Source organism: Hydrangea phyllody phytoplasma, assembly GCF_036985185.1.
Lineage (GTDB): Bacteria > Bacillota_I > Bacilli_A > Acholeplasmatales > Acholeplasmataceae > Phytoplasma > Phytoplasma asteris.
On the sequence record NZ_BSDA01000002.1, the window covers coordinates 17,671 to 39,752 of the forward strand.

General features: G+C 26.6%; 16 protein-coding genes and 1 tRNA gene. 7 read left to right on the forward strand and 10 right to left on the reverse strand.

What is annotated here, in order from left to right; translation table 11 throughout:
- Positions 1–89: 89 nt before the first annotated feature.
- From tyrS to sufU, 3 genes are all read left to right on the forward strand, one after another.
- Positions 90–1,331, forward strand: coding sequence for a tyrosine--tRNA ligase (gene tyrS / locus AACP42_RS01015; RefSeq protein ID WP_212775556.1), 1,242 nt, complete (start codon positions 90–92; stop codon positions 1,329–1,331).
- Positions 1,332–1,407: 76 nt separating this feature from the next.
- Positions 1,408–2,613, forward strand: coding sequence for an aminotransferase class V-fold PLP-dependent enzyme (locus AACP42_RS01020; protein ID WP_212775557.1), 1,206 nt, complete (start codon positions 1,408–1,410; stop codon positions 2,611–2,613).
- Between the two features lie 14 nt (positions 2,614–2,627).
- Entirely contained in the window at positions 2,628–3,071 is a 444-nt protein-coding gene (sufU, locus tag AACP42_RS01025) for a Fe-S cluster assembly sulfur transfer protein SufU (RefSeq protein ID WP_212775558.1), read from the forward strand.
- Between the two features lie 53 nt (positions 3,072–3,124).
- On the opposite strand, the gene trpS is transcribed toward sufU, so the two are convergent.
- The 5 genes from trpS to AACP42_RS01050 all read right to left on the reverse strand — a co-directional run bounded on the left by trpS (position 3,125) and on the right by AACP42_RS01050 (position 9,946).
- A complete protein-coding gene (gene trpS / locus AACP42_RS01030) occupies positions 3,125–4,129 on the reverse strand; it encodes a tryptophan--tRNA ligase (protein ID WP_212775561.1) in 1,005 nt (334 codons plus the stop codon).
- Positions 4,130–4,240: 111 nt separating this feature from the next.
- Complete coding sequence (locus AACP42_RS01035) at positions 4,241–8,956, reverse strand: PolC-type DNA polymerase III (protein ID WP_212775559.1); 4,716 nt, start codon at positions 8,954–8,956, stop codon at positions 4,241–4,243.
- A 165-nt stretch (positions 8,957–9,121) separates the two neighbouring features.
- Positions 9,122–9,206 (reverse strand) — tRNA-Leu (locus AACP42_RS01040).
- Positions 9,207–9,386: 180 nt separating this feature from the next.
- On the reverse strand, positions 9,387–9,605 hold the full coding sequence (locus AACP42_RS01045) for a hypothetical protein (RefSeq protein WP_249402820.1): 219 nt from the start codon (positions 9,603–9,605) through the stop codon (positions 9,387–9,389).
- Between the two features lie 8 nt (positions 9,606–9,613).
- Positions 9,614–9,946, reverse strand: a complete 333-nt coding sequence (locus tag AACP42_RS01050) for an ABC transporter permease subunit (protein WP_212775560.1) — start codon at positions 9,944–9,946, stop codon at positions 9,614–9,616.
- Between the two features lie 570 nt (positions 9,947–10,516).
- Here AACP42_RS01050 and AACP42_RS01055 point away from each other — a divergent pair.
- From AACP42_RS01055 to AACP42_RS01065, 3 genes are all read left to right on the forward strand, one after another.
- The gene (locus tag AACP42_RS01055) at positions 10,517–10,681 is read left to right on the forward strand and encodes a hypothetical protein (protein WP_212509203.1); all 165 of its coding nucleotides are present in this window, start codon (positions 10,517–10,519) and stop codon (positions 10,679–10,681) included.
- Between the two features lie 198 nt (positions 10,682–10,879).
- The gene (locus tag AACP42_RS01060; RefSeq protein ID WP_339332555.1) at positions 10,880–11,353 is read left to right on the forward strand and encodes a hypothetical protein; all 474 of its coding nucleotides are present in this window, start codon (positions 10,880–10,882) and stop codon (positions 11,351–11,353) included.
- Between the two features lie 715 nt (positions 11,354–12,068).
- The gene (locus AACP42_RS01065; protein WP_249402816.1) at positions 12,069–12,461 is read left to right on the forward strand and encodes a DUF2963 domain-containing protein; all 393 of its coding nucleotides are present in this window, start codon (positions 12,069–12,071) and stop codon (positions 12,459–12,461) included.
- Positions 12,462–13,221: 760 nt separating this feature from the next.
- Here the strand turns inward: AACP42_RS01065 and AACP42_RS01070 are convergent.
- From AACP42_RS01070 to AACP42_RS01090, 5 genes are all read right to left on the reverse strand, one after another.
- Positions 13,222–14,034: an amino acid ABC transporter permease gene (locus AACP42_RS01070; protein WP_249402815.1), complete on the reverse strand. Its 813-nt coding sequence runs from the start codon at positions 14,032–14,034 to the stop codon at positions 13,222–13,224.
- Between the two features lie 145 nt (positions 14,035–14,179).
- Positions 14,180–16,039 (reverse strand): transporter substrate-binding domain-containing protein, encoded by a 1,860-nt coding sequence (locus AACP42_RS01075; protein ID WP_212775521.1) that lies wholly within the window; start codon positions 16,037–16,039, stop codon positions 14,180–14,182.
- Between the two features lie 163 nt (positions 16,040–16,202).
- The gene (argS, locus tag AACP42_RS01080; RefSeq protein WP_212775520.1) at positions 16,203–17,876 is read right to left on the reverse strand and encodes an arginine--tRNA ligase; all 1,674 of its coding nucleotides are present in this window, start codon (positions 17,874–17,876) and stop codon (positions 16,203–16,205) included.
- Between the two features lie 906 nt (positions 17,877–18,782).
- Complete coding sequence (locus AACP42_RS01085; protein WP_212775519.1) at positions 18,783–19,661, reverse strand: deoxyribonuclease IV; 879 nt, start codon at positions 19,659–19,661, stop codon at positions 18,783–18,785.
- Positions 19,662–19,743: 82 nt separating this feature from the next.
- Complete coding sequence (locus tag AACP42_RS01090; protein WP_212775518.1) at positions 19,744–21,243, reverse strand: DEAD/DEAH box helicase; 1,500 nt, start codon at positions 21,241–21,243, stop codon at positions 19,744–19,746.
- Positions 21,244–21,427: 184 nt separating this feature from the next.
- Here AACP42_RS01090 and AACP42_RS01095 point away from each other — a divergent pair, with 184 nt between their 5' ends.
- Complete coding sequence (locus tag AACP42_RS01095) at positions 21,428–21,679, forward strand: hypothetical protein (protein WP_042068320.1); 252 nt, start codon at positions 21,428–21,430, stop codon at positions 21,677–21,679.
- Positions 21,680–22,082: the final 403 nt, after the last annotated feature.

The window sequence follows — 22,082 nt, forward strand, 5'->3', positions numbered from 1 at the left end:
AATTTAGAAAATTATTAAAAACAACTCTATTTTAATGATTTTTTTCAAAACCAAGAAAATTATTTCTAAAAATAAAATAGGAGCTCAAAATGTCTTTTTATGAAGAATTAAAATGGCGTAATTTAATTAAAGATTGTAGTAACGAAACACAAGTTAAAGAATTATTAGACAACAACCAAGTTAAGTTTTACTGTGGGCTTGATCCTACTTCTCATTCTTTAACAGTGGGTTATTTAGTTCAAATAACAATGATTTTATTAATGCAAAGACAAGGACATCTACCCGTTATTTTAGTAGGTGGGGCTACAGGTTTAATAGGAGATCCCAAAGAAACTGAAGAAAGAAAATTATTATCTTTAGAAAATTCATTGCAAAATGCTAAAAGTATTGAATGTCAACTTAAAAACATATTGTTAAACAAACAAGTAGAATTTGTTAATAATTATCAATGGCTTTCTCAAATAGATATCATTTCTTTCCTCAGAAACTACGGAAAACTTTTTAACATTAACTATATGCTTTCCAAACACGCAGTAGCCAAAAGACTTGCTTCTGGCATCTCTTTTACTGAATTTTCTTATATGATTTTACAATCTTTAGATTTTCATCATTTATACAAAAATCATAAAGTTAGATTACAATTAGGCGGTTCTGATCAGTGGGGAAATATCACAAGCGGACTAGAACTCATCAGAAAATTAGAAAAAAAATCCGATGCCCTAGGAATTAGCACTCCTCTTTTGTTAAATTCAGATGGAACGAAATTTGGCAAAAGCGAAAAAGGGGCTTTATGGTTAAATCCTTCAATGACTTCCCCTTATGAAATTTATCAATATTTTTTAAATGTTTCTGATAAAGAAGTAATCAATTATCTAAAAATGCTTACTTTAATCCCCAAGCAAGAAATTTTGGAATTAGAAAAAAACACCTTGGAAAACCCCCAACAAAGATTAGCTCAAAAAGCTCTTACCCAAAACATTATTACTTTAATTCATTCCTCAGATATTTTGCAAGAATGTATAAAAACTAACCAAATTTTATTTTCTAATGCTAAAAAAGAATCTTTCCAAGAAAAAGATTTTATTTTATTGCAAAAAACTTTGTTTTGTCATTCCACAAAAGAAGATATTTTATTAGTTGATGCTTTAGTTCAAACAAAACTGGCAACTTCTAAAAGTGAAGCTCGTGAATTTATCAAAGACAACACTATTAAATTATTTAATCAAAAAATCAAATCCCTTGATTTTGCAATAACCAAAAAAAACACTTTATTTGATAAATATGTCCTTTTGAAAAAAGGCAAAAAAAACAACGCTTTAATAGTCTTTTAATTATTAATAACTTTTTATTTATTTTATTAATTCATTTATGAAAAAATATGTCTTAACAAATTAAGAGGTTTCCAAAATGCAAAATAATCCTTTTCGCTGTTTTTTCCCAATTTTCAAAACCAACCCCAAGATTGTTTACTTTGATAATGCTGCTACTTCTTTAAAACCTCAAAAAGTAATAGATGAATTGACTAGATTTTATAGCACAAATGGACTCAATACCAAATCTTTTGGCGTTTTGTCTCATCAAAACACTTTACTAATGAACGAAACAAGAATTAAAACAGCTAATTTTATTAATTCCAAATCAGAAGAAATTATTTTTACTAAAGGAACTACTGATTCTTTAAATATATTAGCTCAAAGCTTAGGAGAAACCCTTCAAGAAGGTGACGAAATTATTACATCAGAATTAGAACATAATTCTTCCGCGTTTCCTTGGTTTAAACAAGCCAAACTAAAAAAAGCAAAATTAATTTTTGTTCCCCTAAACGAACAGAATCAAATAACTGTAGAAAATTTTGCTAAGGTTTTAACAAACAAAACTAAAATAGTTGTTTTAACTCATGTTTCTAATTTACTAGGGTACGAAACTCCCATTAAAGAAATAACAACTTTAGCTCACAAAAAAAACGCTTTAGTTATTTTAGATTCTGCCCAATCATCAAGTCACCTACCCATAGACGTTAAATTTTTAGATGTAGATTTTTTAGCATTTTCATCCCACAAATTATACGGTCCTTTTGGAATAGGGATTTTGTTTGGCAAAAATCATTTATTAGAACAATTACAACCTCCTTCATTTGGAGGAACTTCCATTAAAGAATTTTCTTTAAAACATTTTTTACTCAACGCAGGTCCTAATAAATTTGAATCAGGAACTCCTAATATTTCAGGAATTCTTGCTTTTAAAAAAGCTTTGGAATTTGTGGAAGAAATTGGTTTTGAAAACATCCAAAAACATGAAAAAAAGATTTATCAAAATATAATGAAAGAATTAAAACAAATTCCTAACATCACAATTTATAATCCTCAAGCTTTTTCTAACATCATTACTTTTAACTTTAATCAAATTCATGCCCATGATGCAGAAGCTTTTTTAGCTCAGGAAAATATTTATGTAAGAACTGGTAGATGTTGTGCTTTTTTAGCTACTCAAAAACTAAAACAAACAAGTATAATTAGAGTTTCTATAGGCATTCACAACAATCAAGAAGACGTTGATATTTTAATTAAAAACTTAAAAAAAACGCAAACTTTTTTCTCCAAATTTAATAAATAACTCAAGGCATTAAAATGTTAGAAATAAATAAATTATATCGTGATTTAATCATTAAACATTATCAAGAACCTCAAAATTGGGGACTTTCCCAAGACCCTGATTTTATAAACATAACTAATAAAAATGTTTCTTGTGGTGATTCTATTTCATTACAAATCAAAATCTCAAATCAAAAATTAATAGATATTAAATACGAAACTCAAGCTTGTGCTATTTGTCGCGCTTCAGCAAGTTTGATGTCTATACATCTTAAGAATCTAGAAATTCCACAAACATTAGAAAAAATAAATCATTTTTTAGCTATGATTAATAATCAAATATATGATGAAACTCAATTTGACAAAGAATTACTATTATTTAAACATTTTATTAATTTTCCTGGAAGAGTCGTTTGTATAAGTCTTCCTTGGAAAGCTTTACAACAAGTAATTAAAGCACACAATAAAAAAAGTTATTAAATAAAAAAGACAACCCTAAAAAGGTTGTCTTTTTTATTTATAAATATTATACATCAAAATCTTAAAATACCTAATTTTTTTCGTACCTGTTGGATTTTTTTCTCTGCAATCAAGGAAGCTTTTTGAGCTGCTTTATTTAAAATATCATCCAATTTTGCACTATTAATTAATTGATAAAATTTTTGTTGCAAAGGTACAACAAAATTAATTATTTCTTCACCGACTTTATTTTTTAACTCTTTATAATTACTTTTTTGAAAAAGTTTTTCACTTTCAAAAATACTAATTTGCTTTAAAGAAGCATAAATGGTTAAAAGATTAGAAATTCCAGGTTTATTTTCTGGATCATATTTAATTATTTTTTGGGAATCTGTAACAGTTTGGGCAATTTTACTTTTAATTATTTGAGGATCATCCAAAAGTAAAATATAACTTTTAGGATTTTCCGTATCACTTTTACTCATTTTTTTCAAAGGGTTTTGCAAAGATTTTATTTTCGAACCCAAAGGATTAAAAAAAGGTTCCGGAACAACAAAAGTATTACCATATAAATTGTTAAATCTTGTAGCCAAGTTTTTAGTTAATTCTAAATGTTGTTTTTGATCTTTGCCAATAGGCACTAAATTTGCATCATACATCAAAATATCAGCTGCCATCAATGTGGGGTAAGTAAATAAAGAAGTCCTTATTCCTTCTGCATTAATTTTGCTTTTTTCCTTATATTGAATCATTCTTTGTAGTTCAGAAAAATAAGAATTGCATTCCAAGAGATAACCCAAATAAGTATGTTGTGTTACTTCAGATTGAACAAACAAATTTATTTTTTCAGGATCAAGCCCTGATGCCAAATAAAGAGCTGCTATTTTTTTGATTTGTTGTTTTAGTGTTTGGGGTTCTTGATAAAAAGTAAGGGCGTGCAAGTCAGCTATAAAAAGATAAAAATCAAAATTTTTTAAGTTTTGTTGCAAATATAGCAAAGGTTTTAAAACCCCAATATAATTTCCTAAAGTAAGATCGCCCGTTGGTTTGATCCCTGACACTAATCTTTTATTTGGTATCAATTTTATCACCTCCTTTTTTATTTTTTACAAAATGATTTATTATAGCAAAATCATCTTTAATATTTTTGTGGATTTAATCAAATTTATTTATTATTTGTTTTTTTAATTTCATTCATCTTCTAAAGAATCTAAAAGGTTTTCTTGTTTTGCTTTGGCTAAAATGGTTTTATTAATTTTAGAACGAGTGGCAAAATCAGCTTTAGTAAATGGTTTTTCTTGGCGCGCCTCTACAATTTTATTAGCAGCAATCAAACCTAGACCATCAAGCGAAAGCAGTGGCATCCTTAAAAAACCACCATCTTCTATTTTTAAAACACTAACATCTGATTTATTAAAATCAACAGTTAAAAATTTAAAACCACGATGTACCATTTCTTCGGCAATTTTTAAAGTATTTATTAAAGCATCTTCTTTGGCTTTAATTTTTTTACTTTTTTTCAATTCTGCAAGCTTATTTAATTTTTCTTTAATAATTTTTATATCGTTACTAATCATGATTTGGTGGTCGAATTGTTCTGTTCTTTTAGAAAAATAACCACTATAAAAAGCTAATGGTGCATGCATTTTAAACCACGCAATCCTCAAAGCCATAATAACATAAGCAGTGGCGTGCGCTTTAGGGAATAAATATTTAATTTTAGCAGCAGAATCAATATACCAAGCTTCTACTTTGTCTTTCATTTCTTGTTTGTATTTGTTCCATGTTTGAAAATCATCTTGGGGTTTGCCTTTGCGGATAAATTCCATAATATCAAAAGCTTTTAAAGGATCAAGCCCTTTTTCTTGTAGTTGTAACATAATATCATCACGACAACCAATTATATCATCAAAAGAAATTGTTTTATTTTTGTATTTTTCAAATTCGCCTGTTTTGTTGATAGCATCTCTGGCGTTTTGGTTCCAAACATCAGTTCCATGTGAAAGTCCTGAGATTTTTACTAAAGCAGCAAAATTAATTTTAATTGCTTGTTTTTGTGAATTTTGTTTAGCGGTTGTTAAATCTTTTAACATTTGTTTGACAAAAATAGTTCCAAATTCAGGAATACCCAAAGAATCAATAGTGATTTTATTTCCTGGATTTACAGAAGAATCAATTTTGAATTCGTTGGAAAACAATTTATAAACTTCGGGATCATCTACAGGAATATCTTGGGCTCTTGTGAAAGGGAAAATTCTTTGATTTTCTTTAACATAATCCATCAAAAATTTAATCATCATAGGATCATCATGTCCTAAAATGTCTAATTTAAAAAGATTTTGCTCAAAGGAATGATAATCAAAATGAGTGGTTTTCCAATTGGTGTCATTAGCTGGATATTGGACAGGAGTTACTTCATAAATACTGCGATCGGGCGGCACAACAACAATTCCTCCTGGATGCTGGCCATTAGAACGTTTAACTCCTTTGATTTTGTTGGCAATTTGGGCTACTTTTTGTTTACGCCATTGTTTTTGTTTTTCTTCTACAAAACCCATCGTATAGCCATAAGCGTTTCTTTGGGCAACAGTCTGGATGGTTCCTGCTCTAAAAGCGTGTTTTTCTCCTAATAATTCTTTAATGTAATTGTGGGCTTGGATTTGGTAATCACCTGCAAAATTTAGATCAATATCAGGAGTTTTGTTGCCTTCAAAGCCTAGAAAAGTTTCAAAAGGAATGTCATGACCGTCTTTTTTGAACTGAGTGTTGCATTTGGGACAAGGCATGTTTGGCAAATCGTATCCCGAAAAAACCTTATCAAGTTCGTTTTGGTATTTTTCTTCTTCTGAGTTGTAATATTGTTCTTTTTCTTGTGGTTTTAATTGGACAATAGTGTAGTTGCATTGTGGACAATAATAATGTGGTTTTAACGGATTTACTTCGGTAATTTCTAACATAGTTGCTACTAAAGAAGAACCAATCGAACCACGTGAGCCTACTAAATAATCTTTTTCCAAAGAATTTTTAACTAATAAATGTGATAAATAATAAACAGGAGCAATATTTTGATTAGATTTTTCGTTTTTTGTCTCTCCGATAATACTTTTTAACTCTTGATCCAATCTTTCTTTAATTAAAGGATGGGGAGTTGCGCCGTACATTTGTTTAACTTTTGTATCAACCAAACGCTTAATTTCTTCTTTGATGCTTGGTATTTGTAAGTTGGCTTTGAAAGCTTCGTCTTTGAAAGAAAATAGTTCCGAAGAAAAAGCTTTGATTTTTTCAATTTTGGAATTAAGCAAATGAGTATTTTCAATTACAATTTCATAAATTAATTTTTCATCTTGTAAAAAGGCAAATGCATCTATCATTTCTTGGGTGGTCAAAAGGTGATTTTCTGGCAAGTTTTTATTTTCGTATCTAGATAATTTGTGTAAGCCGCCTCCTACCATTTTGGCACTAATATAAATTTCGCGATAATCTTTTTCCCAAGGATGAATATAATGAACGTCCCCAGTGGCAATTACTATTTTTGCTTGTTTTTGGGCTTCTTTTATGATGGTTTTGAGAGTAGTTTCAATGATTTGAAGCCCGTTTTTGCCTAAATCATGAATTAAATGTTTATAAGCTTGGGGATGTTGCACTTCGATGTAATCGTAAAAAGAAATAGCTTTTTTCAATTTGGAAATGTTTTGATTGAGAGCTATTTCAAAAATATTGCTATTCATGCAACCACTACCCACTAAAAGACCTTGTCTTAAATTAGCTAAATTAGATTTTAAAACACGAGGGCTTTTGTTAAAATCCTTAGTTAAAGCGTTGCTTAAAAGTTCAAAAAGATTGCGATAACCGGTTTGATTAGCCACTAAAATATTGATGTGATAAGGTCTTTCGTATTTGGGATCGATTTTTTCTTGTAAGTCAAAAAAAGTAATTACTTGTTCGTCTTTGGGATCTTTGGTTAGATCTGCCAATTGATCAATCATTTTGATAAAAACTTCTGCTGTGGCAGTGGCATCCGCAAGTGCTCGGTGATGGTCTTCTAATTTGACTTTGAAAAAAGTTGCCAATCTTTTTAAAGAAAAATATTTTAAAAGATTACTGAAATAACGTTGAGACAATACCATGGTATCAATAATGGGTTGTGGTTCCAAAGATATTTTGAGTTCTTTTGCTTTTTCTTTTAAAAAATTAATATCAAAAGAAGCGTTGTGAGCCACTAAAACACAGTCTTTGGCAAAAGCTAAAAATTGTGGTAAAACTTGGTCAATTTTTTGTTGTCCTTGAAGCATTTCATCCGTAATATTGGTAATATCGGTGATAGTTTTGGTTAATTTTTGTTGCGGGGCGATAAATTTTTGAAACTCGCCTATTTTTTTTCCGTTTTTAATTTTTACTCCAGCGATTTCAATAATTTTGTCACGAACATTAGATAATCCAGTAGTTTCCAAGTCAAAAACCACATAAGTAGCTTCTTTTAAAACAAAATCTTTTTCTAAATTATCTTCTTTTTGATTGGTGATATAAATAGGTTTTTCTTCAATAAAATCAACTTCCACTCCATAAATAGGTTTGATTTTTTTATTTTTGGCATGTTCGTTAATTTCAGGGTAAGCATAAATGCCGTCATGATCCGTAAAAGCAATCGCTTCGTGTCCCCATGATTCTGCTATTTGTAAATATTCTTTGGCACTGTTAATGGCGTCTAAATTAGACATTTTAGTGTGAGTGTGAAATTCAATTCTTTTTTTGCCTTGAAAACCCAAGTCTTGGCGGATTAATGAAGGCGAAATTGAATCTGATTCTAGGGTTTCGTATTGTGTCATCATTAAATGAACATCATCCCAAGCACTATAATTAATTCGAGCTGTGATTCTAAATAATTGTCCAGTTTGGTAATTGGCTTTTAAAAATTGCTCTTTTTCATCTTTGGACACTTTTTTTTGAATTAAAATAGCATCTTTATTTTCGATAGAAAAATCATTGTCGTTTTCTTCTATAACAAATTTTAAATAAGAATACTGAAAATTAGCTTCTTTGATAGGATGAGCCAAAAAACCTTCAACAATTACATAAGTATTGGGATTTTGACGGTTGAATTCTTCCAGCTCTTGTTTATTTTTAGGAAGATCTTTTATTTTTGTATCTTTAGTTGTCATTTTAGAATTGCTATTATAAGCTCCTTTATTATTATTATATGCTTTTGCTTGGGGTGTTGTTTTTGCTTGTTTTGTTTGATCGGTTTGAGAAGTTGGATCTGATTTGTTATTTGGATTTTTTTCTTGATTTTGTTCGTTGGAGTTGGTTTGATGATTCGGATTTTGTTGCAATTCTTCGATTTCAATATTTGTGGATTTTTTTCTATTGATATCAATTTTTCTATCTGTTGATAAGATAAATTCATTTTTAAAACCATAAAATTTAGAAAAAAAATCTTGAAGAAGTTCCATTTTTTTATTTAAACATTTAAATGCATTAGGATTTACAAAAATGATAAATTTGCCGTTTTGAAAATTTACTTGGTGATTTTGAATTGCAAAATAATCTAAATCATGATATTTTTTTATTAAACTGGCTTGGGTTATAATATAATTAAAATAACTTTCTGCCAAAGATTCTAGATAATCCCAATTTTCAAAATCGATGTGGTATTCAATTTGGGGCAAATTAGGTTTGGTTTGCGCTTGGTTTTTCCATAAAATAGTTAATTCTTGGAGTAATTGTTCTAAAAAAAATGCTAAATCACAAACTAAAGGTAAATGTTTAAATGTGATTTGTAAAACCCATTTTGGGCTTTTTTGGCAAACTGATATTTTTTTTACTTGAGGATTTTGAAAATATTTTTTGCAAAAACCTTTTTGTTCGATAAATTGTTTAAATGAATGAGTAGACACAATAAATACCACCTAATAGTTGATTGGGAAAAGAGGCAAGAAAGAGGCAAGAAATCAAAATTGTTATTTCAAATCGTTTTTTAAAAAATAAAACAAATAAAAAAACACATGAAATTCATGCAATTTTTTATTTGTTATTTCTTTTCATAGATGCAATTATAAATAAAAATAAATTAATGGTACTGATGGTCGGACTCGAACCGACATGAGTATTGCTCGCTTGATTTTGAGTCAAGTGCGTCTACCATTCCGCCACATCAGCTTTTTGTTTTAAATGATAAAAATATCATACTTATATATTATATCAGTTTTATTTTGATTTTTGTTTTTTTTCCTCAAAATCATAAACCAAAATAATATTTACATGCTCGCCACCCAAAAAAAGACCACATTAGCTAATAGCCTTTTATCAGGTTTCGGTGTTAAAACTTTGAAAAATTATTTATTTATGAAGGATATTTTTAGTAAATATTTTGTTTAATAAATTAGTAATAACAATGATACTTAAGTAAAAACCAGTTATCATAGCAAAAGGCAAGATCGGATTAAAAGTCACTCCAGTATTATTTTTAGCTACTAAAGTTAACTCAGAGATGCCTATCATAGCAAAAAAAGAACTATCTTTAATGTTTGTGATGAATTGTTGGATAATAAAAGGCACTAATCTTTTCAAAGCTTGGGGAAAAACAATAGAGAAAAAACTTGTCTTTGGCTCATTCCCAAACTCAATGCCGCTTCAATTTGTCCTTTATCTAAAAATTTGATATTCTGCATTAAAATTACATTAATGTTTGCTAAAGAATTAAGACTCAAAACCAAAAGTCCTGCATTAAGAGAAGTAATAACACCTTTATTACAAAGGTTTCCAATGCCATAATAAACAAGCATTGCTTGGTCTGCTGTTGGCATCGTTTTTAAAATGAAAAATAAAATATCAAAGATCCAACTTATTCCTTTGCTAATTTTTAATATATAAGGATTATTGGATTGGGCATTTTTCATTAAGGTGCATAAAACAGCTATAAAAAGCCTAAAAAAAGACCATCAATAGCCAAAATTAAAGTAGTTTTAAGTCCTTCTTTATAAGATGGAAAAGTTTTTCTAATTTGTGACCAAGTATTATTTTTTGCTAGATTAATTGTTTCTTGATGGTTTTCAAAAATATCGTCTACCCATTTTTTGGTTATTTTTTCTATGTTTGTAATTTGTTTTTTTGTTTTTGCAATTTCATTTATTAAGTTTTGTTTTTCATTATCACTTAAAATTGATTTATTTTGTTCTAATGGATTTGTAAGTTCCTTAAGTTTTGCTTTTAGTGTGTCAATATCTGTGATTTTTCCTAATTGTTCTATTTGTTTTGTTGTTAATTTTATTTCTTCATTTTCATGTGTAATTTGTGTTTCTGGATTTGCTCATCTTTCTAATTTGTTTTCCAAGCTATTAAGTTTATTTTTTAAATCTATAATATCTAGAATATTGTAGGCGATTAAAGAACCATTAAAGTTGGTTTCTTTATTGTTTCTAAATACTAAAAAATATTTTTCTTATTAAATAATAAAAAAGGAGATTAAAATGGCAAGAATTTACAGACCTTCTTATTTCAGTAAAAAATCTTTTAGAAGAAATAAATTAACTTTAGGCGGTTTTTTTATGTGTTGGGTTTTACCTACATTAGGTATTGTTCTTCCTTTGGCTGTTTATTTTGCTTCAAAAGGTTATTTATCAATAGCTAAATAATAAAAAGGAGGAAAAAAATGAATTTAAGACAAATATTAGTTTTATCTGCTCTTTGTTGTATTTTTCTATTTGTAGCTTATAAATTTGGTTTTATTGTTCCTGATACAACTAAAATTACATGGCTTAAATAAATGAACGTTTTTTAAAAAAACGTTCATTAAGGAGAATATATAATAATTTTATAGAAAGGAAAAATTAATGGATATACAACAAACAATTATTAATATTTTTGAATCAAAATTATTTATTTCTTTTATTTCTTTTATCTTTGGTATTTTTATTTATTGGTTTTATTTTTATATTAAAGAATTAAAAAGTAAGTATAATTTTAGTGATGAATTACATTGTGTAGTAAATAAATATATTAAAAATGGACAAATTACTGTTAGAGAGTTTGGAGCTTTAATTAGGATAATATCTCAAATGGGTAATTATTTGGGTATATATAAAGACCATGTTAATAGAATGATTAAAGAATTTGGAGAACATGGAGGACTTAATTTTTCTGAAGGACTTTTTGATGAAATAAAAAAAGATGATGATAATGAAAAAAAAGAAAATAATAATTTAGATGAAATTTTAAAAGAAAATTTAAAATTAAAAAATCAATTAAATAATACAAAAAAACCTTTAATTGTGGAATCTATTGATGACACTGAAAATGATTTTTAGTTTTAATTTTTTAAAATATTTAATTTCCTTTGATTTTAAAGATTTTTTTTATTTATTATATAGTATTTTTTATAGTATTTTATTTACTAAATCATCTTTTTTATTTGGTTTTAATGTTGGTTGGAATATTAATTTTATTAATATTTATAATATTATAAAAACTATATTTGTTTTTATATGGGAACAATTAACATTTTTAATTTATCCTTTGAAATTATTTAGTTATTTGTTTGATTTTTTAATACAAATATTAAATATTTTTCTTGATATTGTTAATAGTATTATAGGTTATATTACCTATGCTAAATCATTTCTTACCGACATAAAACAAATAAGCGTTAGTGAAAGTCTTTGGGATAAAATAGTAGAGATAGTAAAGGTAATTTTTACGGTTACTGTTGGTAGCACTGTTATTTATTATTTGAAAGAAGTCACCTCTTTTCTTTTAAATGCTTTCACTAAAATAGCTGATTTGTTGTTTAAAAATGTTTTAAAAATAATGAATATTATTGAAATTATTTTAAAATACTTTTTATTTTTGCTTCAAAAGGTTATAATAATATTGGGTTTCTTTTTATCATTTTTTATTAATTTACAATATTTATGGGTATTTAAATACTAAGAAAAGAGGATTAAAAATATCGGATTTAGAATACGCAACCAACATTATAAAATAATTCCTTTTTTAATTACAACTGTAACATTACTGTATTTTGTGTTTTGGATAGCTTCTCATACTTATAAATATCATTTAGAAACTGAAAAAAGAAGAACATTATTAGAAACTGATATATTAGAAGAAGCAAAGAAATTAAATGAAAAAATACATCAAGAAAATGTAAAATTAAAAAAAGAAATTGACAAATTAACTTTACCTGACTCATTCAAACAAATCGGATACTACCCAGATGGCAAAACAATCAAGTTAATCAGCTGGTACAATCCCAAAACAGGTAATAAAACCAAAGAAACCAACTGCAATTCTGACGGTAAAATCAGCTACATCACCGAGTACGACCCCCAAACAGGTAAGGAAATCAAGCGTACCGAGTACAATTCTGACGGTACAATCAGCTCCATCAACGATTTAATACCCCAAAAACATTAGGAGCAGAATCGTTAGTTGTTGCCACTATTAATTTGGGTTTGGATGATTTTTTTGCTTGGTGAATGTTAATTCCAAAAACTTGGAAATGCAACCAAATTAGAATTATAAAACTAATTAATAATGTAGAAATTTTAAATATCTTTATATTTTTTTTATTTTTGAAAACGTTTTTAAAAAAATTTGATAAAACATTGAAAAAAAATACCGTTTTGTATTCATGTTTTTTTACATCCTTTTTTACTGTTAATTTTGATAATTAAATAAATTAAATGATAAAATTTAATTGTAATAAATAAAAAATGATAAAAAATAAAAAATGATAGTAATGATAGTTTTAGTCTGTTTTTTATAATAATTTTTTGATTGTTTTGTTCTTTTTTGGATTGTATTTGTCTTTTTTGTGTCTTTGTTTCTTTGGTTTTCTTTTTTAAATATTTTGCTATTTATATATGCTAAAATTGATATAAGTATTTAGTCTTGTATCTAACATCAACGCCCATCGTTATCTCCTAATATAATTAAAATTTGAGTTGTAAACAATAATAAAAACAATAAAGTTGATACAAATATGTAGTTTTATATTTGAAATTAACATTCATTGCTTTTATCTCCTGACGTTTTTGATATTTAGAATATTTATTTGGGAAAAATTAAATATTTACACTTATTTTTATTATACACAAAAATAGCTAAAAATCGTATAAAAAAAGACCACATTATTAATGGTCTTTCTTATAGTGTTGATTTTTTAAATATTTCATTATGCTTTTGGTTGTAATAATTTAATATTTTTTTCTAATAATTTGTTTGATAAATTAGTAATGCTGATAATGATTAAGTAAAAACAAGATATTGTAACAAAAGGTAGAATCGGATTAAAGTTAGAGCCCATATTGCTTTGTGCTTGCCAAGAAAGTTCGGCAATTCCTATAATGGCAAAAAAAGAACTATCCTTAATGTTTGTGATGAATTGTTGGATAATAAAAGGCACTGATCTTTTTAAAGCTTGGTGGAAGATAATAGAGAAAAAAACTTGCTTTTGGTTCATCCCTAAAGAATGAGCGGCTTCAATTTGTCCTTTATCTAAGAATTTAATATTTTGCATTAAAATTACAGTAATGTTTGCTAAAGAATTAAGTACTAAAACAAAAAGACCTGCATACAAACGTTTAATTTCAAAAAGATCTTTGCAAAGATAACCAATACCATAAAAAACAAGCATTGCTTGGGCAGCTACAGGAATTCCTTTTAAAATAAAAAATAAAGTATCTAAAAAATAAGTTGTTCCTTTGTTAATATTTAATATTATTTTATTATGGGATTGAGAGTTTTTAATTAAAGTATATGAAGTTGCAAATAAAAAACCAATAATAAGACCATCAATAGCTAAAATTAAAGTGGTTTTGAGTCCTTCTAGATAAGATGGAAAAGTTTCTTTGATTTGATGCCAAGTAGTGCTTTTAGAAAGCATGTCTTTGTGGTTGTCAAAAACTGTTTTTAATCTTGTTTCTGATTCACTTTCTATTTTTTTTGTTTTGGTTGAAAAATGCCATCCAAATACTGAAAAATGCAACCATACCAACAATATAGAGCTAATTGATAATGTAATAATTTTGAATATTTTTATATTATTTTTCTTTTGGAAAATATTTTTTAAAAATGAGTTTTTATTAATTAAATTAATGAAATTGTTCACTTCCTTTTCTATTCTTTTTCTTTTATTTTTTCAATTTAATATTTTTTTCTAACATTTTGCTTAAAAAACCAGTCATACTAATAATTATTAAATAAAAACAAGATATCATTACAAAAGGCAAGATTGGATTTAAGGTAGAGCCCATATTGCTTTGTGCTTGCCAAGAAAGTTCGGCAACTCCTATAATGGCAAAAAAAGAACTATCCTTAATGTTTGTGATTAATTGTTGCAAAATAAAAGGAACTGACCTTTTTAAAGTTTGAGGAAAGACAATAGAGAGAAAAACTTGCTTTTGGTTCATCCCCAAAGAATGAGCAGCTTCAATTTGTCCTTTATCTAAGAATTTAATATTTTGCATTAAAATTATTGTAATACTTGCTAAAGAATTAAGTATTAAAACAAAAATTCCTGCGTGTAAAGGATTAAAATTTCCTTTAAAAAGAAAAGTAATGCTGTAATAAATAAGCATTGCTTGGGCAGCTACAGGAATGCCCTTTAAGACAAAAAACAAAGCATTTATGGAAGTATTTAATATTTTTATTATAGCAACTATCAAGAAATTATTTTTGTGATAATCTAATTTTATATTTTTAATTAAAGTGCATATAATAGCTAATAAAAAGCCAACAATAAGACTGTCAATAGCTAAAATTAAAGTAGTTTTGAGTCCTTTTAGATAAGATGGAATGGTTTTTTGGGCTTGGATAAAAATCTTTTTTGTTGGTAGTTCAATTGTTTCTTTGTTTTCATTAAAGACTTCATCTAGTCGTTTTTTTACTTTTTTTTCTATTTCTTCTATTTTATTTTTATCTTCTGAACTAACTTCTTCTTTGCTAGTTTCTTTTAATTCATGATTTTTTTTCTTTAAGTCTATGATGTCTTGGAATTCGCCTTTTTCATCTTTTTTAACTAAATCCAATTCTACCAATGCTGCATTTATCTTTTTTTGTAAATTTGGTATTCTTCTATCTTCATCATTTTTTTTAGGAAAAAATATTCCTAAACCTTGGGGACAAGTAGAATGTTCTAAGTTATTAGAATACACATCAAAATATGTCAAATCTTGATTTATTTCATAAGCCCATCTAGCTAAACAATTATCTGTTATAAACATATCTGATTTTCCTTGTAAAATATCAGTAAAACATGCAGATGAACTTGTTAATTCGTTATTTTTGATGACATATTCTTTTTCTTTATTAGTATCTGATTTGATTTTTTCAATTACTGGGATTGCAACAGTATTTAGAAATGTTATAAATTTAATGGGTTTTTCTTTTCCTAAATCTTTTAATTTTTGGCAAAATTCATTATAATTTATTTTTATTTCTTTGTTATTGTTTGGCTCTTGTTGTTTTCTTAAATTATCCAATAAATCATCAAATCTTTTGTTTCTTACTACTATGCTGGTTCCAGTTTGCATATAGGCTTTAGAAACATCGTATTTTTCTTTTCTTTTGTCTGTAATACTCAAAGACGCAACTGCGATGTCAATTGTTTCTTGTTCTAAGGCATTAAGAAGTCCTGCAAAATCAAAGACATGAAATTCTAATTCTAAATCTAGTTTATCAGCTATATTATTGATTAAATCAATATCAAAACCCGCTATATATTCACCGTTTACAGCTTTTTTGGCCTTCTTTCCCTCATTTTGTTCTAAAACTTTAAAAACATTAGGAGCAGAATTGTTGTTAACTCCTACTTTTAAAATGGTTTTCTTTTTGGAATTATTTTTTATATGGAAATATCCAAATATTGATAAATTCAACCATATTAAAAATAAAAAACTAATTAATAATGCAGTAATTTTTAACATTTGGTTTTTATTGGTATTTTGGAAAATTTTTTTAAAAAAATGTTTTTTATCAATGAAAATAATCACTTCCTTCTTTTAATTATTGGGTGGTTGTTTGGGTTTTCTTTTTTTAGTTTTTTAGTTTTGGATTTGTGGATTTGATTTTCCAAGCCAAAATAAAAAAAGTCTTTGCAGATTTTTCTTTGGGATTTAATTGTTTTATGAAAAATAAGGTATTTTTTAAAAATTACTACATATTTTCTAAAAAAGGAACCCCTAAAATTCTTAAACTTTCTTTAAGAGTGATAAAAACTGCTTGGATTAATAAAAGATTAGTGTTTGTAGTGGTTTTATCATCTGTTAAAATCTTTTCTTGTGAATATAAAAAGTTAACATTTTGAGTTATTTTTAACATATATTTTGCCAAAATACTTGGCATATTGTCTTTTTGGGCTTTTTGCAAAATTAAAGGAAACTGGTCTAATAATTTTACTAAAATAAAATAATGGTCTTTTTGATAAATGGTTTTGTCAATTAAGTTTGTGTCTAGTTTTTCTTTGTTTAAAAGGGAATTTAGACGTGCTGCTGTGTATTGAAGATAAGGTCCTGTTTGTCCTTTAAATTGTAAAATAGTTTCTAAATTAAAATCAATATCTAGATGTCTATCGTTTTTAAGGTCGTTAAAAATGATGGCTCCTACAGCGATTTTGCGTGCAGTTTGTTTAAGATTTGATAAATGAGGATTTTTTTCTTCAATGATTTTTTGGGCTAAAATAGTAGCTTGATTAATTACTTCAATTAAGGTAGAAAATTTGTGATGTCTAGTAGAAATTTTTTTGCCATCCATCAAAACTAAACCAAAATTAATGTGTTTTATTTTAGTGTCACAGTATCCCATTTTTTCAATTATTTGGGCTAATTGTTTAAAGTAAAGTTTTTGTTCGTTGCCTACAACATATAAAACATTTTGACAATTAAAAGTGTTACAACGATATTTAAAAGTAGTTAGATCTCTTGTTAAATACAAGGTGCTGCCATTAGTTTTTTTCACTAAACCAGGAGGTAAATTATCAAGTTCTATAAGCAAAACTTGGTCTTCTTCTTTTAAAAGCTTTTTTTGTTCTAATTCTTCAAAAAGAGGAGCGATTTTGTCATTATAAAAAGATTCTCCCAAGAAAAAATCAAATGAAATCCCCAAAATATCATAAATTTTGCAAAATTCTTGTAAAGACACTTCGCGGAACCATTTCCACAAATCGAGATATTTTTGGTTTTGTTGTTCTAATTGTAAAAAAGCAAAATTGGCTTGTTCGTTTAATTCAGGATTGGTTTTGGCTTGTTGATGAAAAAAAACATATAATTTTTGTAGTTCGTTAATTGGGTCTTTTAGGATTTTTTCTTTGTTGCCCCATTTTTGATAAGCTACAATCATTTTACCAAATTGCGTTCCCCAGTCTCCTAAGTGATTGATTCCTACTACCTCAAAACCTAATTTTTGATAAATATTTTTGAGAGCGTTTCCAATAACAGTAGAACGCAGATGACCAACAGAAAAGTTTTTAGCAATATTAGGAGAAGAATAATCAATAACTATGGTTTGATTTTGATTGGGAAAATTGCCATAATTAGCTTGTAATTCGTTGATTTTGAGTAATATTTCGTAAGCTAATGAAGCTCTTTTAATTTTGATATTTAAAAAACCGTTTAAAAACATTAATTCTTGGATTTCGTTTATTGTGACAAGGTTTTTTTTGATATTTTCAAAAATAATATGAGGGTTAGTTTTGGTTTTTTTGGCATAAGCAAACAAAGGTAAAGAAAAATCAAATTTGTCATTTTCCAGTTGTTCTTGTAAAATTAATTCTTCTAATAAAACTTTTTGGATTGCATTTTGGATTTTGCTTTTGGTGGTTTGTAAATTCATGATTGCAGTTCCTTTCTTTTTGGATTGTAAAATAAAAAATGATTCCTGAATGATGACAATAAATGATAAAATAATGAAATTATTAAAAACTTTTTACCTAAAATTTGTCTCGTTAATTTTTTGATAAACATTTTTGATAAACATTTTTGATATTTTAAGATATATAAACATATTTTATAAAACTATTATAGCATTTTTTATAATTTTTGTTTGAAAAAAGTTAAGATACTTATTTTGGTATTTGTAAATTAGAAAGAAAAATATTAAGAATTGCAAAAAAATTTTTGTTGTTGGGTTTGGTTTGGGTTAATTTTAGTAATAAAATGTTTTTAAATGCATTTATGCATTTTTTTATTCATAAAATTTTATTAAATAATATTAAAAAATAGTCTAAATGTTAAAAAGTACTCTTTTTATATTTTGGTATTCCTAATTAAAATTAAAAAAACAACCCTTTAATTTGCAAAAGAGTTGTTAAATAATAAATTATTTTTTTAATTAGAAAGTAAATATTTTATCTAGTTTGGTAAGGTTAGTTAATATTTCTTAAAAAATCAACTTTTAAACCAAATTTTAATATTAAAATTAATAAAATAATACCAATAATTATTTTGATGATACTACGTAAAAAGAAAAAAAATAATCCGATGATAAAAGCAATAATTATCATTTGATAATTGGGATTTAATGTGTTCCAAAAAGAAAATATATTGCTTATAATTTGTTTTTTATCGATGATTTTAAAACCTTACTAATGATTGTATTTTTCGATGTTCAACATTATTAAAATTCTATATTAAAAGTCTAAAATAGTTTTAGAAAATATTTTAATAAACAATAAACACCAATATTAATTATAAGTGATTTTGGATTTTTTCAAACTTGTTTTAATGATTAGTTTGTTTTTTAAAATAATTTTTTTAATTCGGGGTTAAAAGCTTTGGCTTTAATCATTTCAATTTCGCGTTTATAAGGTGCTTTGTCATTGATATAGGGAGTTTCTAAAATTTTAGGGATACAAGCAAAAGCACGATGATAGATAATTTTGATTAAAGTTTCAAAACCGATTTTGCCAAAACCGATGTTTTCATGGCGGTCTTTGTGACTATTACATTCGTTTTTAGAGTCGTTAATATGAATTACAGAGATATTTTGAAATCCTAAAATGGAATCTATCTTTTGGATAATTTCTTCTAAGTTTTCTTTTAAATCATAGCCAGCATCAAAAAGATGACAAGTATCAAGACAAAAAGAAACTCTTGTGTTGTTTTTAACTTGGGTTCTTATTTGTTGCAATTCTTCTAGGTTTTTACCAATTTCAGTTCCCTTGCCTGCCATAGTTTCTAAGGCAACTTGGGTTTTTAAATGTTTAGTTTTTGCAAAAATTAAATCAAGGCTTTGAGCAATTAAACCAATTCCTTCTTGGGGGTTTGTTTTGAGATAGTTTCCTGGATGTAAAACCATTTTATTAATTTTCATTGCTGCAAAACGTTCTAATTCTTGGGATAAAAAATCAATTGCAAAAGCCCTTTTAGTCTCGTCGGGATTAGCAAGATTGATAATATAAGGAGCGTGCCCTACCAAATTATTTAAAGATAAATTGTTGTTTTGGACAATTTCTAAGGCTTCTTTAATTTTTAATTCTTCGGTTTTGGTTCTTATCGTATTTTGTGGAGCACCGCTATAAACCATCAAAGCATTAGCACCATAAGAAATGGCAGTTTGGATGGCTCCTTGAAAATTATGTGGTTTTTTCATAGCAACATGGCTTCCCAAAAATAACATGATAAAAGCTCCTTTATTGGTTTTTTTGGTTATTATTTATAAATTAGTTTAGTTTTTTCTTGATAATTAGTTTTGTAATTCGTTAATTTATTTTTTTGATGGTTTTTTTTGATTTGTATTTGGCTTTTGGTTTGAATTTTGTTTGCAAAAAAGTACTTTTGCTTTTGGGGGATTGGTTTTCTTTTTGGTTCTTTTTCTTATAATTGGGTTTTACTTGTTTGCTTTTAGTTTTTTTGTTGTTGTTTGTTTCTTGGACTGTGTTTTGAGTTTTATTTGGTGTTTCCAAAGCAGAATCTTTATTATTTTCTTTTTTAGGAAGTTTGGATTCTTTGGTAAATTTGTTTTGTTTGAAAAATTGTTTTTGGCTAGATTGGTTGTAATTGTTTTTTTGGTTAGTTTGATTATTTTGATTTTTTTGAATGTTTTTGGTATTTTTATTGTTTTTATTTGGCTTATCAGTTTTGGTAGTTGTAATAGTTTTGTAATTTTGAGTTCTTATAAAACCATCTTTATTTAAAGAGGCTTGATGAAAAGTAATTCCTAATTGAATTAATTTATTAATTTTGTCTTTTTGTTTAATGTCTTGGGGGTCGTACAAAACAATGATTTCACCTTTTTTGCCCATTCTTGATGTTCTACCACTTCTGTGGAAAAAAAATTCAAGGTGTGAAGGTAAGTTGTAGTGAATAACACAAGAAGCATCAAAATCAATTCCTCTAGCTGCAAGATCTGATGCAATTACGTACTGATATTTTAATTTATGGATAGCTTTAAGGCTTTGTTTTCTTTGTTTAACTGATAAAGCAGAGTTGTAATTAAGCAATTTGAGACTGTCATTTTGTAAAGTTTGAAATATTAATTCTTGTTCTTTTTTTTCATTGACAAATACTAGTGCTAAATAAGGATTAAGGACTTTGGTAAGATGAATTAAGGTCTGCATTCTGCTTGTAGTTGTTTCTAATAAATAAAAAGTACGATTAAGATTACTTTGTTTATAAACATCAATAAAAGTAGATTTACCAAAATAACGATTAATAAAAGGTTTTAATTGTTCGGTAATGGTAGCTGAAAATAATAAAATTTTGGCTTTAAGATGATTAATTAAAGGGTCTAGGGAAGTTAAAAATACCTCATCAAACATCATATCAGCTTCATCAAGGACTAAATAAGATACATATTTTAAGTTAATTTTTTTGAGTTTAAACGCGTATTCTAATAACTTATCGGGAGTTGCAATAATTAATGGAGGTTGTTTTTTTTCAAAAGTAGCAATTGCTTTTTGTTTATCCATTCCTCCGTAAAGAATTTTGGTAAAATTAGTTTTTTCAATTTGTTTAAACATTTCCCATACTTGAAATACTAAATCATTGGTAGGGACTAAAATAATTGCTTGAGTAAATGGTTTTTGGAAATCAATTTTACTTAATATCGGTAAAAGATAAGCATGGGTTTTGCCTGTTCCTGTAGGAGCAATTCCTACTAGATTACCTGGTTTTTCAAATTGTGAAAAGACTTCTTTTTGGATGGGAGTTAAAGTTTGGAATTGAAGTTGTAATATTTTTTTTTGAATATAGTTTTGCAAGTTAAAAACCTCCTTAAATCATATATATTATACCAGTATTTTTGTAATTTGGAAGTATTTTAGTAATAAATTAATTTTGTTGCAATAAATTGTTGAAAAAAACTTATTTCCAGTTAAAATATAAGTAAGTCTTTGACTTGATTATAAATTATAATGACATATATTAAGGAAAGAAAATAGGGTAATGAAAACAAATAAAAATAATAAGAATAATGATAATAAGAAAAAGAAAAAACAAAACAATAATGATTTAAAACAAAGTAAGAAATATAATAATAAAACTAAATTAACCAAAGATAATAAAAATGTTAAATCAAATAAAAAAGGGTTTAACTTTAGTTTTTCTAATTTATTAGCTTGGGGTGTTGTTGTTTGTTTGTGTTCAATTCCTTTATATTATATATCTGCTACTGTTTGGGAACAAATAAAGAAATAATTAAAATTTAATCTAAGATATAAAAAAACTATTTTCTTAATGAAAATAGTTTTTATCTTTATATATGGATTGTTTAGTTAATCAATTTTTATTTAGTATTTTTGTATAATTCTTCTTTTCCTTTGGGAGATAATTCTTTGTATATTACATTATAAAGATTTTGTTGTTCTTTTAAGGCATTGAACTGTTCCGTTTTTTTAGACACTTTTTAAGTTTAATGAAATTATTTGTTAGTTTGAAAAGATAAGAAATTATCTATTTAATTTTAAGTCTTAAAGAGTAATTTTTAAATAAAAAAATGTCTAAAAAACGGAACAGTTCATACATACCAAAAAAACATCCCTTTACTCTCCTTTCTCCTTTTAGTTTTCAGGGAATAAAAAACTACCTTACCTTTATTTTA